11 protein-coding genes and 4 pseudogenes are annotated in these 13,823 nt (G+C 59.5%); 3 read left to right on the forward strand and 12 right to left on the reverse strand.

Going from position 1 to position 13,823, the window contains the following annotated elements; all coding sequences use genetic code 11:
- On the forward strand, window positions 1-669 hold a 669-nt coding region (locus K359_RS55305), incomplete at its 5' end, for a transposase (RefSeq protein WP_245284904.1).
- A gap of 59 nt (window positions 670-728) precedes the next feature.
- A pseudogene (locus K359_RS66485) lies at window positions 729-1,040 on the forward strand (plasmid pRiA4b ORF-3 family protein); the annotation flags it as partial.
- 390 nt (window positions 1,041-1,430) lie between these two features.
- Here the strand turns inward: K359_RS66485 and K359_RS66490 are convergent.
- The 12 genes and pseudogenes from K359_RS66490 to K359_RS55335 form a co-directional block, all read right to left on the reverse strand.
- A pseudogene (locus K359_RS66490) lies at window positions 1,431-1,618 on the reverse strand (IS630 family transposase); the annotation flags it as partial.
- Window positions 1,619-2,069: 451 nt separating this feature from the next.
- The gene (locus K359_RS0143205) at window positions 2,070-3,737 is read right to left on the reverse strand and encodes a GMC family oxidoreductase (RefSeq protein WP_029084688.1); all 1,668 of its coding nucleotides are present in this window, start codon (window positions 3,735-3,737) and stop codon (window positions 2,070-2,072) included.
- Window positions 3,734-5,251: a GMC oxidoreductase gene (locus K359_RS0143210; protein WP_035978167.1), complete on the reverse strand. Its 1,518-nt coding sequence runs from the start codon at window positions 5,249-5,251 to the stop codon at window positions 3,734-3,736. Before K359_RS0143210 ends, K359_RS0143205 begins: the two co-directional genes overlap by 4 nt.
- 111 nt (window positions 5,252-5,362) lie before the next feature.
- A complete protein-coding gene (locus K359_RS55315) occupies window positions 5,363-6,400 on the reverse strand; it encodes a Gfo/Idh/MocA family protein (RefSeq protein WP_256375211.1) in 1,038 nt (345 codons plus the stop codon).
- A gap of 5 nt (window positions 6,401-6,405) precedes the next feature.
- A pseudogene (locus tag K359_RS66495) lies at window positions 6,406-6,576 on the reverse strand (substrate-binding domain-containing protein); the annotation flags it as partial.
- The gene (locus K359_RS66500) at window positions 6,570-6,668 is read right to left on the reverse strand and encodes a hypothetical protein (RefSeq protein WP_156929010.1); all 99 of its coding nucleotides are present in this window, start codon (window positions 6,666-6,668) and stop codon (window positions 6,570-6,572) included. The pseudogene K359_RS66495 and the gene K359_RS66500, both read right to left, overlap by 7 nt.
- Entirely contained in the window at window positions 6,641-6,961 is a 321-nt protein-coding gene (locus K359_RS62350) for a hypothetical protein (protein WP_156929011.1), read from the reverse strand. The genes K359_RS66500 and K359_RS62350 overlap by 28 nt, the downstream gene beginning before the upstream one ends.
- A 2,357-nt stretch (window positions 6,962-9,318) precedes the next feature.
- The gene (locus K359_RS65180) at window positions 9,319-9,444 is read right to left on the reverse strand and encodes a group II intron maturase-specific domain-containing protein (protein ID WP_224496560.1); all 126 of its coding nucleotides are present in this window, start codon (window positions 9,442-9,444) and stop codon (window positions 9,319-9,321) included.
- Window positions 9,445-9,689: 245 nt separating this feature from the next.
- Window positions 9,690-11,387: a class I SAM-dependent methyltransferase gene (locus tag K359_RS57895; RefSeq protein ID WP_051346754.1), complete on the reverse strand. Its 1,698-nt coding sequence runs from the start codon at window positions 11,385-11,387 to the stop codon at window positions 9,690-9,692.
- 13 nt (window positions 11,388-11,400) lie between these two features.
- Window positions 11,401-12,288 (reverse strand): Wzt carbohydrate-binding domain-containing protein, encoded by an 888-nt coding sequence (locus K359_RS0143240; RefSeq protein WP_029084691.1) that lies wholly within the window; start codon window positions 12,286-12,288, stop codon window positions 11,401-11,403.
- Between the two features lie 100 nt (window positions 12,289-12,388).
- Entirely contained in the window at window positions 12,389-13,171 is a 783-nt protein-coding gene (locus tag K359_RS55330; protein WP_051346755.1) for an ABC transporter ATP-binding protein, read from the reverse strand.
- Window positions 13,164-13,487 (reverse strand): ABC transporter permease, encoded by a 324-nt coding sequence (locus K359_RS55335; RefSeq protein WP_084518755.1) that lies wholly within the window; start codon window positions 13,485-13,487, stop codon window positions 13,164-13,166. The genes K359_RS55330 and K359_RS55335 overlap by 8 nt, the downstream gene beginning before the upstream one ends.
- A 170-nt stretch (window positions 13,488-13,657) precedes the next feature.
- Here K359_RS55335 and K359_RS62355 point away from each other — a divergent pair.
- Window positions 13,658-13,823: pseudogene (locus K359_RS62355) on the forward strand (IS5/IS1182 family transposase); the annotation flags it as partial.

Genomic DNA, 13,823 nt, shown 5'->3' on the forward strand with positions numbered 1-13,823 from the left:
GCGAGGGCGTCGAACCCTCTGGGTCACGTTGAAAGGTTTCAGGTCACATTCTTCCTCCTTTCCAGGACTTATCCTGACGCAAGCTGGTCGCATCTACGGCGTCAATTTGTGAAGATCGAGCGCGAGGCTTCACTGGCGCCGGCTCCGGTTGCCCGGGAGGCCCTCAAGCGCATTGCCCAGCTCTACGCGGTTGAGAAAGCACTACGTGGCCGATCTGATGCCGAGCGCCGCGCGGGCCGACAAGGGCATGCCCGGCCTCTGGCTGCAGCCTTGAAGCAGTGGTTTGAGGCAAAGCTTGATCACCTTGCGCAGAAGTGCGACACGGCGAAGGCTTTGCGTTATGCGCTGCGCCATTGGGACGGCCTGACGCTCTACCTTGATGACGGGCGCATCGAGATGGACACGAATGCGGTCGAACGTGCGATGCGGCCGATCAAGCTCAACGCCAAGAACTCCCTTTTTGCCGGCTGCGACGAGGGCGCCGAGAACCGGGCATTGCTGGCTTCGCTGATTGAGACGTGCAAACTCAATGGCGTTAGCGCCGAGCACTGGCTCTCCGACGTCCTCGCGAAGCTCGTCAATGGCTGGCCTGCGGCGCGACTGGACGAACTGCTTCCCTGGGCGTCGACCTACAAGATGCATGCACACGATCCGAGGCTGGCGGCATGAGCCTGAACACGACCGCGGTCCGGATCAAGGTGACCCTCAAGGACGTGAAACCGGAGGTGATGCGCCGCCTCGTCGTACCGCTGACCCTGCGTCTCGATCGGCTGCATCTGACGCTTCAGGCGGCGTTTGGCTGGACGGATAGCCATCTCTTCGAGTTCCACGCTGGCGAAGGACGCTGGGGCATCCCTGACCCCGATGGTGATTTTGGCCCCCAGCGCATCGATGCTCGCAAAGCGCGGCTCTGCGAAATCGTTCGAGAGACCGGCGCCAAAACGATCCATTATCTCTATGACTTCGGCGACAGCTGGGACCATGTGATCAAACTCGAAAAATGGTTCGACAACACGACGACAGAGGGACTTCCCCTCTTGCTCGAGGCCGCCGGTGGTTGTCCTCCGGAAGACGTAGGCGGTGCGCCAGGCTATCCGAATACCCCGATGCCATCGGTGACCCCACCCATCCGGAGCACGAACAAATGCGCCTCTGGGGCCCGGAGCGGTTCGATCCCAACGTCGTCGACCGGAAGGCGCTTGAGGCCGCCGTCAACGCATTGTCCGGAATTTGGAAGCCACGCCGGCAAAAGCTGCGATCAAAATAGGGCGTCAAGAGCCAATCAAAAGGGCCGCAGAGCTACGCTTACCATAGACCATCGCGCTCACGACCAGGAGCGGCCGGATCCGGGACGGGCCGAGCTCGGCCCATGTCCGCGCGTTGCCTTTCGGGTAGAGGCCGGATTCCGGCCAATCTCGAGCGCCGTCATCTCGCCGCCCGGTGACCTTGTCCTTGCGCCAGGGACGATGCACGTCGAGGAGAACAAAGAGATTGACCGTGCATTCCGACGATACTCATAATCGTAACGTTCGAGCCTGCGGGGCTTGGCCGGGATCGGCTGACGCGTTTCGCCGATGAGTTGGACCGGGCTTTCGTCGAAGCACACCACTGTTCGATCGAATCCCCGCAAATCCACAAGTATCTAGTCGACGTCCTCGAAGGCACCCGCCCTGCATTCGATAACCGCGGTTCAAAGTATTACGCAAGCTGAGAAGCTGCCTCCAATATCTATCGATGATGCCGGGCTGGGTGGTGGATTACGCATATTTGGCATGTTCTACCTCCTAGCATCCCGACTGCTCAGAATTGCATCATGTCGGGATGAAGCAGACGACGCCTCAAGTTCGCTATCAAGGAACTATAATCAATTCTGCATCCGGTCGGTCTGGTATGTTTTGTTATCCTCATCCTGAGCGGCACACGGATGCCTTCGGACCTCGCCTGCAGTACTTCGAGATCGAGGCCGAGCGGGCGAGCAAATGCTCCAAAAAACCCTTCTCGACGAAAGCGAGACGTGAGTCTGGCTGCGCAACGCGCCAACTAATACTGCGGCTACAACACAGCCCACTTCATCGATTTTTCGGGTTGAGCCGTTCGTTCGACGTGCGACGTTCCATGTTTGCCAAGTGCGGTGCGGCGAACGTCGTCTTCCCGAGAATCAGGTCTGCCGCCTTCTCCGCTATCATGATGGTGGGCGCGTTCGTGTTGGATGACGTGATGCGCGGCATCACGGAAGCGTCGCAAATCCGCAGACCATCGACTCCACGAAGTCTCAGCGACGGATCGACCACCGCCAGCTGGTCAGTGCCCATCCGGCAGGTGCCTATAGGGTGATGATCGGTCTTGCAGGTCCTGACAGCATAGTCGACGAGAGCGGCTTCGCTTGTAGCCGCAACACCGGGCATCCGCTCGACCATGACGAATGGCTCGAGCGCGGGTTGCCGGAGAATCTCACGGGCCATCTTCAGCCCCTCGATCGCTGCCGGGCGATCACGCGCATCAGACCAATAGTTTGGGTCAATCAGAGGCATCGCGGAAGGATCGCCGCTTGCGAGCCGCACGGTACCACGCGAGCCCGGCCGCAAGAATGCCGAATTCAGCGTGACGCCTGCATGTTTTAGCTTTTCTACGCCCGCCTCGATTCCTGAGCCGAGCCCGAGATGGAATTGCACGTCCGGCCATTCCTGCGCCCTCGCCGCCGGCTCGACATACCAGAAGCCCCCTGTCTCAAATAGGGTGGACGCGACCGGTCCGCGCTTGAACAGCAGATATTCCAGTCCCGCCCAGATCATACGATGCAGTTTCACATAGCTGTCGTAGGTAACGTCGCCCTTGCACTCCGCGATCGCATAGACGTCGAGGTGGTCCTGAAGATTCTCGCCCACGCCGGGCAAATCGTGGATCGGCTTGACACCGACTGATTTCAGATGGTCGGCCGGACCGATCCCCGATAGCAGCAGAAGGCGAGGCGATCCGATGGCGCCGGACGCAAGGATGACCTCCCGCTCGGCGCGAACGATCTCCCGCTGCCCTCCGCGTACCGACGCGATTCCCACAGCACGCCCATTCTCGACCACGATCCGCGTGCTGTAGGCGTCGGTAAGGACGGTGAGATTCGGTCGGCCGCGGATCGGCTGCAGATAGGCGGTGGCGGTCGAGCACCGCCGGGCATCTCGCACCGTTACTTGATAGTGGCCGACGCCCTCCTGCCGCGCACCGTTAAAATCGGGATTGTAGGGCATTCCATATTCCTGCCCGGCTAGCAGAAACGCTTCGCTGATCGGCAACGGATTGACAGGCACCGAGACGCCCAAGGGACCACGGCGCGCATGGTAGGCGTCGACGAAGCGCTGGTTGTCTTCGGTGCGCTTGAAATACGGCAAGACATCCGCGTAGCTCCAGCCTGTCGCACCATCCGCCGCCCAACCATCATAATCGCGGGCATTTCCGCGGGTGTAAACCTGCGCGTTGATACTGGAGCCGCCACCTAGCACCTTCGCCTGGGTATAGCGGAGCACCCGCGCGCCGAGATGACGCTGGGGCACCGTCGAGTATCCCCAGGAGGGGATGCCCTTGGTCATCTTGGCAAACCCCGCCGGCATGCTGAACAGCGGGTTGTTGTCGCTGCCGCCGGCCTCGAGCAGCAGCACCCTGGTCGACGCATCGACGCTCAGGCGGTTGGCGAGCACGCAGCCGGCCGAGCCGGCGCCGACGACGATGTAGTCGTAAACCGTCATCTCATGTCCCCATGAGTTCGAAGATCGGTCCTCGCGACATGATCCGCGACGCGCAACGCCTGGGCGGCGATCGTCAGCGACGGGTTCACCGCCGCCGAGGTCGGCAGGAACGACGCATCGACAACGAACAGATTGGGGTGATCAAAGGAGCGGCAGAACGGATCGAGCGGTGATGTCGCTGGATCGAGGCCGATGCGCACTGTCCCGCACTGATGCGAGGGCGTGCGCCGGTCGAACGCCTTTGACAGTACGATCGGATAACCTGCGGCACGCAGCCGTTCCTTCAACGTCGCCACCAGCGCCAAATGGGTCGTCCAGTTCGAGCGCAGCCAGTCGAGCCGGATATTCGCACCATCGACCGTCACACGGCTCTCGGCGCGCGGCAGATCCTCGCTCATCACGTACCAGTCGACCGCATGCCGGCTCATCAGCCCAAGCGCCAATTCCGGCGCGAGCGGCATGTTGGCCTTCAGAATCGGCGCGGTGACACGTCCTAGCAACTGGATGTTGCCCAGCGGCGGTCCGCCGTGCCCATCATCGAGATAGAAATCGTTGGTGCCGATCGTCTTCTGGTAGATCGAGTTGTTGACGACGCGCGGATCGATCGCCAGCACAGCCGAGGAATTGTGGTTCATGAAATAACGGCCGACTGCATCGGAGCGGTTCGCGATGCCGGCCTGTGACGAGCGCAGAAGCAGTGCGGCCGAATTGACGGCGCCCGCCGCGAGCACCACGATGCCGGCGCCGATCATGGTCCGCTCACCGGCCTGAATGACCTCAACGCCGGCAATGCGTTTGCCGTCCGGCTCGACGACCAGCCGCTTGACCTGCGCACCTTCGCGCAGCGCGACATTGTCATGGGCGAGAGCACAGGCAAGCCCGCAGGATTCGGCATCCATCTTGCCGTGCCCGGCGTCGGGGAATGCATCCCACGGAGTCTTGGCACGTTTGAGCCATGTCTCGATGTCGATGCCAAGCGGCAGTATAAACGGCTTGAGCCCGATCTTCTTGAGCCGCTGCCGTACCGCCGCAATCGCCGGCTCATCCGGCACGGGGCCGAACGGATAGGGCGCGGAGTGAAAAGGCTCCGAGGAATCGTCTCCGAGCGCGCCGCGCACGTTGTAGAGCTGTTCCGCCCGGGTATACCATGGCTCCAGTTCGCCATAGCTGAACGGCCAGCCCGGCGTCGTTCCATCGCGGTGCGCGATGGGCGCGAAGTCTTGAGCGCGGTAGCGGATCAGGACCGCCCCGTAGAGCTTGGTATTGCCGCCGACGCAGTAGTAGTTGCCGGGATTGAAGGCCTTCCCCGCCCCATCGACCCAGGACTCCTGCGGCCGGAACACCCCGCGCTGAAAGATCGCCCTTGCGTCCCGCGCAGCCTCGCTATCGCGCAGACGCTGGCCGCGCTCGAGGATCACGATCTTTGCGCCCGTAGGCGCCAGACCCGCGGCAAAGTTCGCACCGCCCATTCCAGACCCGATGACGAGGACATCGGTTGACTCCGTGATCTTCATGCAGGTCTCGCACCACTCGATCAGATACGGCGCGTGGTCGTTGGGTCGAACAGCACCGCCTTGTCGAGGTTGAACGCAAAAGTGTGCGGTTGTCCGAGCCGGACGTCAGCATCAGCGCGCATGCGCAAGACCTTCGTTCGTACCATATGCACCTCGGGTCGTCAGATCGATGGGAGCCTCGCGTCCCGTTCGGGCAGCCTCGCGCGTCGACAGGGCGGCGCTCAGCGACTTGATCCCGTCTTCGCCCGTAGCCGACGGCGCGCCACGGGCGGCAACCGCGTCGCCGAACAGGCGCACCGCCCGTAGATAGAGATTCTCGTGCGCGATCGAGAGCTGCCTTTCGCCGTCCCTGGTCCGCAGCAAGACCTCGCCCTTGGGCACCTGGGTCATGCAGTCGGTCCCGATCAGCGATCCCTCTTCGCCATGGACCTCGAAGCCGGTCACCGCGTATCTTGTCGTGAAGGCATCGTGGAACTGGGCAATCAGCCCGTTTTCGAAGCGGACCACCCCCATGACACCGTCTTCGAGACCTGCCTGGCCCATACCACCCCGCGACGTCATCGCGGTCACGGCGACAGGATTTTCGTCGAGCACGAAACGCAAGGTGTCGGCATCATGAACGGTGATATCGAGCACGACGCCGCCGCCCGCTTCCGGCCTCTCAATCCGCCAGCCCTGCAGGTGCGGCGGAAGATAGACCGCATGAAAAACGCGGGCGAATAGAGGCTTGCCGATGTGGCCCGCCTTGATCGCGGCATGAATTGCACGATGGGTGGCCGCGTTGCGCAAATGATGGTTTGTCCCCATCTGCACCCCTGCCGCCTTGCAGGCCGCGACCATTCGCTTCGCGTCCGGCAAGTTCAGCGCGAGCGGCTTCTCGCACAGCACATGCTTGCCGGCCGCGGCCGCGGCCAGCGTTTGCGAACAATGATGCTCATTTGTTGTCGAGATGTAGACCGCATCGATACCGCTTCCGAGCAACGCGTCGAGGCTGGTTGTTGCTATCGCGATCCCGTTCTCGCTGGCAAATCGCTGCGCCCGCTCCGGATCGCTGCCCATCACAGCCCGCACCGCGCCAGCCGCTCCGCGGATGGCCTCGATCATCCACTCGCGCGCGATTGTACTTGCACCGATCAATCCCCAACGCAGGCCACTCAAGATGCGATTCTCCGTTTGAATTCCGCTCCACAACTCTCCCGAACGACCAACCGCGCTTCGCCCCCGCAACTCTCGAGACGACGCTCGCCCTCGTTGATCTGCCTCAGCAGCATCTGCGCGGCGCGCTCTCCGAGACTACCGGCATCGACCGACACAGTGGTCAGAGCGGGAGAGACATGATGGTCTCGGCGGTATCATCGAAACCGACGACGGCAACATCGCGCCCGACGGTCAGCCCCTGTCGTGCGATCGCCAACATCGCGCCGATTGCCACGACGTCGTTGAAGCAACCACCGCCGTTGGTCGCCTCTCCGACGACAGCAAGCGCTTCATGGCGTCGAAGCCGCCATCTTTCGTTAGCATGCTCTCAATGATCCACGCGGGCTCGACGGCAAGTGGCGCCACCGCCACCCGCGCTGTGGTGGAAGCGGTGCCGCCGGTCAACACGTGTTCTGCGATCGAGCCAATAACCGAGGTCGCAAGAATGTTAAGAACCTGATCGCTCTCCTCAAGGGGAGCCGTCGCCAGCGGAATGTACGCTCCTTTCAGCACGCCAGTCTTCGCTTTCCAGGCGAGGCATCGTATTCCCGTGTACCCGCGTTTTGGATCGCAGTCTCCACGTCTTGACGAACGGAAAGCGCTGCTCGCCCTCTTGGATCGCATGGCATGCGCTACATCCCCCTTCGGCGGGATCTCTTTCGAAAATCACGTCGCCTTGGGCAACCAAGGCAGCGTCACACTTCCAAGGCCATTTCGGAGGGCCGATTCGCGTTACTAAGTTTTCGAGTTCGCTCAGACCGTCGAAGTTAGCGGAATTATTGATGAGGAAATTGATGACCCCTCCCTGACGTTTCGGCTCAAACTTAGCCCCCCAGAACCTGGCCCACGTTCCGAGCCAGCCCTACAATGCCACTTCCGTTTTTTGCGAAACCCGGCCACTGCGTCTTGTCTTGCCGCGGCGCATTCCAAAGGAATGGATATCTCACGGGAGCGTCGGCGGTTTTTATGTTTTCCGGAATCATGAAGTCGGGTGGCGGACCGATGTCCAGACCGGATACGCGGTTGAAAATCATCCCTACAGCATCCAAACGGCAAACCCCCAGCCGTTCTCTGGCAGCGCGCGCACCATGCATGAGCGTGTGAAACCGCAAGTACCACCCACCTACCTGTAGACGAAGATCCGCAACATCTATCGCATCCGGCACTGCGGACCGCAGAACAGCTGCAGCAAACGGAGCGAATGAGCTGTCGCTGGCAATCACTTCGCCCACCGCCTTGTCTAGGTCGCGAAGCAGTGCGTAGAAGTCGACGAACCCCGGACCGCCATCCACCCGATACACCTTGCCGTTAACTTCTTGCCGTTAACTTCGATCTGGAGCGTGTGACATGCTGAACAAGTCATTCCCACGACCTGACAGTCTTGAGGGCCAGAGCGTGAAAGCCTATGGGAAGGTTGGCCGGAGTTGCAGGATTCGGTAGATAACCGTGACAAACCATCCGCCAGGAACGGCTGTCCGTTCCTTTGCTTCAGGGCCTGCATCCTAGACAACGCGATCAAACGCGAGCCTTGATCGCGCGAATAGAAATCTGCTCTCGCTGCCGCGGTCCAATCCAGACCTTGGTCAACGTAGAAGGGATTGGCGTTGGTGCCCTGAGCGATCGACCGTGTTGTGACGAAAACCGTTAAGGCTATTAGAACGAGAGCACGGAGCATCGTATGGCCTACTGACTTCATTGTTAAAATCGCCCGAAGAAACGTTCGCTGAAATCCCTCGGTTGCGGCAAGCTTGGCTCGATCCTCTGACCTGCCTTTGGGCCCGCGGGTCCTTGACTATCGGCCATTAAAGGGCGCGGTCCACTAAGTTCAACCTACCAAATTTGGGAGAGGACAACGGCTCGGCAACCCCATTGATCGTAGAAACTCCTGCTGACGCCCGTTCACCCTTAGGCCGAAATCTATGGCCGCCAAGGGATCGGGCTTGATCGCGCGACACTTGGCAATTGGTGATGCCGCCCTGCTTCCCATCGGCAGCCCGTTGCCAACCTCATGTGCCGCGATTTCGCAGCCGCGGATCGCCTGTTCGTGTGAAATCGTGGCGCCGGTGCCCGATCTGAGCGTGGTCAAACGAAGAAGCGCGACTTTTGGACGATCGTCCAACGACCGCGGCTATAGCGGTCAAGTCTGCGATCGTGCTCTGCCGATATGCCCTCGGTCGCAGTCGCGCATTCGCAGAATAGTCCCTGGACGGCTTCAACAGACGCTTATCCGATACCTATGACAGTTATGATCGGCTGAGCGAAATCGCTCATCACAAGAATCGTGGACGCTCATGCATTGGTGAATTGGTGGAGCTTCGATGGCGTAGAGCTTTGCGATCCGCCGGACGCCAGCCTCGGGTCAATTTGACCAGGCACCGGCGCCGCGCGCATGGAACGCCCGCTGGCCTCTGGTCGGGTCGTTAAAGCCGTGGTTCGAAAAACATCCGTGGATGATCTCCAGCGGCTCGATGCTCGCTGATGACATCCGCTACGCGCTCAATATTGGCAGGTCGCTTCCTCGATGACCGGATTCTCGAGGTCGGCAGACTGGACGCTACCACGGTGACCATAAGTCGCGAGTCTTTACTATTTCCGCGGCCTTCGCCGGTGTCGCAGTTCGCACCACAGTTCCGCTTCAAACGTCGCTCGTCAAACCGGGCATGCAGATTTCGCGCACCCGGCTTTTACTTGTCCGTCAGACCTTCGCGCTCGATCGGTCAGTACGACGGTCTGGATGCGGAAGAGTTGGAGCGTATCGTGCCGGTAATCCTGCGGATACTCTTCGAAGCCCCTACCACCTCCTCCTGGTCGTCGCATTATCCAGTGCCGCAGACGGCGATCGACGTACCACCCGATGAAGTCATACGTCTTCATGAAAGGGCTTGGTCGAAGTAACCGCACCAGCCGCGAAGAAGGCGGCTGATAACGGTGATGGTGTTCTCTGGTGTGTCCGGGCAATACTGTGACGTCGTGCGTTCATGGATTCGTCGGAGCAATGTTAATTAGCTGAGGCTCTTCGTTCCAGCCAGGCGAGAGGCTTCGCGGAACCGCCAGCAGCAGCGTTGCACGATTAGATCCCGAACATCGCCGGTAGCGAATGCGGCCAGCAGTGCAAATTCGCGTGGATAGTAATTTTGTCGCACCTCGAAACGACACTATGGTCAAACGTCACAAAGCATCCAGGCTCTCCGGAGGATGCCCCATTTGGCGACAAACTAATCTCGGCACATCGCTGGCTAAGTCATGGGGCTTTAGTATCTGGAGCTTCTTTCTCCAGCAAACGGCGAATTCTCTCTTCAGCTGCCGCACGCTTACCCTCAAGCTCCTCGGCAAGTCCTAAAAGCTCCTGAATCCGATGCTCTGACTGAGCTCGACCAACCTCAAGTTCCGAGCAGAGATGAAGAAGTGCTTCGATCCGATCCTCGCTAGCCGAGCGCTTTGCTTCGAGTTCTTCGTTGAACTTCAACAGCTCTTGTATCCGGCTCTCTGACTCAGCTCCGCTCTCCTGCTGCTCCGCGCAATGCCTCAGGAGCCCTTCGATCTGGCCTGCGCTAACGATGCGTTTCGCTTCAAGCTCGTCCGCGACCTTCAACAACTCCTCTATCCGTTTCTCTGCCTGAGCTCGGCCAGCCTCGAGCTCCGAACAAAGACGGAGGAGCGCCTCGATCCGTTCTTCTCCGGCGGCACGCTTGTCTTCAAGTTCTTCATTGAGCTTCGATACCTCGCCAACGTGACGCTCCAGAGCAGAAGCGCCAGAGCGAACAGAAGATTCAGCCAGCAAGGGATCGACCTCGCCCTCCAACGAAATAGAGATCATCGGCCCAGAGGATTCAACGATGCGCAGAAGATAACCAAAGCGAGAAGCGGATACGGCGGGGACGCTGCACCAACCTTCAGATTCCGACTGGAGCGATACGTCCTGCTGGACGAGGGGATCGTACATAACCAAGGGCAAATTGGGCGTCGCGCGAACGCGCATAGGCAAACGCGGGAGAAAGATTGCCGTCGTATTTGCCAGACCCGGGACCAGGTAAGGCGCCCGCTCATAGCTACTAGGATCGACAAGCATCGGGAGATCGTCACGCTCAATCTGTGGCGGCAGGGCTATCGGAGGACTCTGCTTATCTTCAGTCAACACATCCGGCCTTGCCGCCACAGTCGTCTTGTCGAAAAGCATGACTATCTCCGAGCGCTGCGGCCAGGGGATTCGTCCCGTCAGAGCGAGCGTATAATGCAAGGCTTCTATTCGGTGCTCAAATGCGGCCGACAACTGTGCCTGCTTTGGCTGATAGGGCGAGCCACAGCATGGGCACTGAGCGTGCTCGAAATCGTAATGGCGACCGTTAACGAGATGCAGCAGCTGAACAACAAGTGATGAACTCCATCGCCAGCGCGCGCCGCAAAAGGCGCGGTTGACCGCAGCAGCCCTTCCTTCCCAAAGCCGCGCCAATATCTCCGCAGAATACGACCGCTGGTGCCAATGCATATGGAAACCACGGGCACAGGAGCCGCAGTCGACCGTCGCGGCGTCGAGAATCTCATTGTACGGGACAGCAATAAGCAGCCACCGTGTCGATACGCGATAGAGCTCATCGAGCGCCTTCCGATACTCGCTTTCAGCGATGTGCTCCAACACATCCGTGGCTAGCACCAGGTCGAATGCGCCGTCGGAAAACGGTAGCGCGGTGATCTCGGCAACCCTCGAAGAATAGCGGACATGGGCTAATGCTGCCGGCGAGATGTCACAGCCTTCGACATGGCGATCCGCAGGTAGATGATTAGTAATAGCTCCGTTTCCGCATCCGACGTCCAAAATGCTGCGAGCATCTTGAGGGATCATGGCTAGGACAGCATCGCGCACTTCTCTTGTAGAAGCATCAATATCCTGGCGCCAAAGCGCTTCCTGCTGATAGTAACTTGACGAATCGGCCTCTACCATATTCCGCACTACTCTAACTGTAGGACAGCCACGTTGCATCGTGCAGAAAATCGCCGGTTTCAAGGCCCCTATTTGGGGGACTCATGACCTTGAGACGAAAGCGCCGATCGAGCACATGTAGAGGATCCCCACCATGATGATGCTCGTCGTGAAGATCTCTAAAAACGCCTACGGATACGATGTATTCCATCGGTCCAAGCCGAATTGGCATCAGCGAAACGCGATCACGGTGCCGACCTGCCGTCCGCGTGGAAGCCGGACTAACGACCTGTGCTGCGCAGCGGCCATCCAAACGGTAGACAGCGAGGACCAGTCGACAATGATCGATAGTACTCGATGCCTCCCACTCTATCTCGGCCGCGGCTGCCTCGCCGCATATAAACGTTCGACGCTCTTCGCTCCGCTCATCGTCAGGCGAAAAGAAACGTACCGCCGTGATTTGAGCTTCGCTCGCTCCGTAAGAGTCGCCATCCACAACATGGTCCACGTTCTCCGTTGTCGATTGCTCCCGCGCTGAGTCGGTGGACGACGACAACTTTGCTGGCAAACGCAGACGCTCAGTTCCCCACGCGCCGTCAGGTGATGGAGATAATGTGGCAGCCAGCGAATAGGCTTCGTCAGTCGTGAACTCAACCCGCACATCCTCACCGGCAACGGCCGCATGCTCGATCTCCACAATCCCGGATGCAATCAGGTCAGAGGGAATCCGAATGGTGAAAGGGGCGTGCAAGTAGCGTCCATTCTCGTCACGAAATTCCCGCCAAACCGTATTGTCCGGTCCTACCTGGGGCGCGGACCAGTTGGTATAGCCCGGCGCGTCAGTCAGCCAAACGACTTCCGTCGAGTCATTGTCGCGAGCGTCGCCAACGCGCAGAGACGCCTGCTCCTTATCATCTATCAATAGTCGGATCGAACGAACACGATGGCGTGCTTTCGGGGCAGACGGCGCACCGGTGACAAATCTACCCGTCACAAAATGACTTCCCGAATTCGAACTGGCGCTAAAGGCTAGTGCCCGTCTCGGCCACCTTGAGCCGAGCATCTTCCCGCAGTCGAATTGCTGACATGTAGGACTTACAGAGAGTTAGCGTGTCGCGTTCGGCCGCTACTCGGCCCCGATCAATCCAGGCGGCCCGACTACACATCATTTGTACGGAGGCGAGGTCATGTGAAACCAACAGCAGCGTAGCACCATTCCGTGTGAGGTCCTTCATTCGGGCCGCGGCTTTGATGGAGAAATACGCGTCTCCCACACCGAGAATTTCGTCCACGATGAGGATATCGGGGTCGACACTTGTGGCGACTGCAAAGGTGAGACGGGCTTGCATGCCAGCCGAATAGATACGGAAGGGGTGATGGATAAAATCACCGAGTTCCGCGAACTCAGTAATCTCATCAGCCTTCTTGTCCGCAGCTCTACCGGTGACGCCCAAATAGGCGAGCGACGCACGCAGGTTTTGAGCGCCAGTGAGATCGGGATGGAATCCGGTTCCCATCTCCATGAGCGCCGTCACGCGCCCAGAGACCCGAAGTGACCCGTTGCTCGGCCGGATCAGACCAGCGATCAGCTTAAGCAGCGTGCTCTTCCCCGCGCCGTTGCGGCCGATGAGACCAACGCGCTCGCCGCGCTTCAAAGAAAGGTTCACATTTCGAAGTGCCCAGAAATCCCACGCGGCATCCTTGGGTGTTGGCAGGCCCAGCGCGTCGGCCATCCGCCACCCCTTCGAGCGAAATAGCCGATAGCGCTTGCTCACCGAGTGAAGTTCGATAGCGAGATCAGACATGATCGGCAGCCAGGGTTTTCAAGCGCTGAAGCAGATGGAAGCCGAGGGTGAAGAGCGCTAGCGATACGGCACCGAAGGCCGCGAGCCTCCCCACAGGAATGCGGTCAAAGTGAATAAGATCGCGGTAAATCGAGATCATATAATACAGTGGATTGACGACCATGATCGGCATCATGCGCGACGGGATCATGTCGTCCGTATAGCCGATCGGCGAAACCAGCATAAGGAACAAGAGAAGCGGCGATACTAGATTGGCAATATCACGGAAGAAGATGTTGAAAATGGAGAGGACCCAAATGAGTCCGACCGTGAAAATAGTCGCCCGTTAAGAAGCTTCCAGGCGACTGATCTGGAATCGTAATTTGGCTGGAATGACGTTCTGAGATTGCAAGGTTTTGGTGTTTTGTGCATCGGAAGCTTGCAATTTCGTTTTCGAGATTCCCTCGACGGGCGAAGCATGATTCCCTGTCCGCATCGGAGGGCACGATGCGGCCGAAGAAGCACAAAACGACGGGAGCGAACGATTTTTTCCGGGCGCGGCTCGACCAGATCATCAATCTGAAGCACGAGCTGGTCCGGCTCACCGGCAAGATCGATTGGGACTGGATCGACGGCGAGATCGCGCCGCTCTACAGCGAGAACGGCCGGCCGG

It is taken from the genome of Bradyrhizobium sp. th-b2 (assembly GCF_000426785.1).
GTDB lineage: Bacteria > Pseudomonadota > Alphaproteobacteria > Rhizobiales > Xanthobacteraceae > Bradyrhizobium > Bradyrhizobium septentrionale.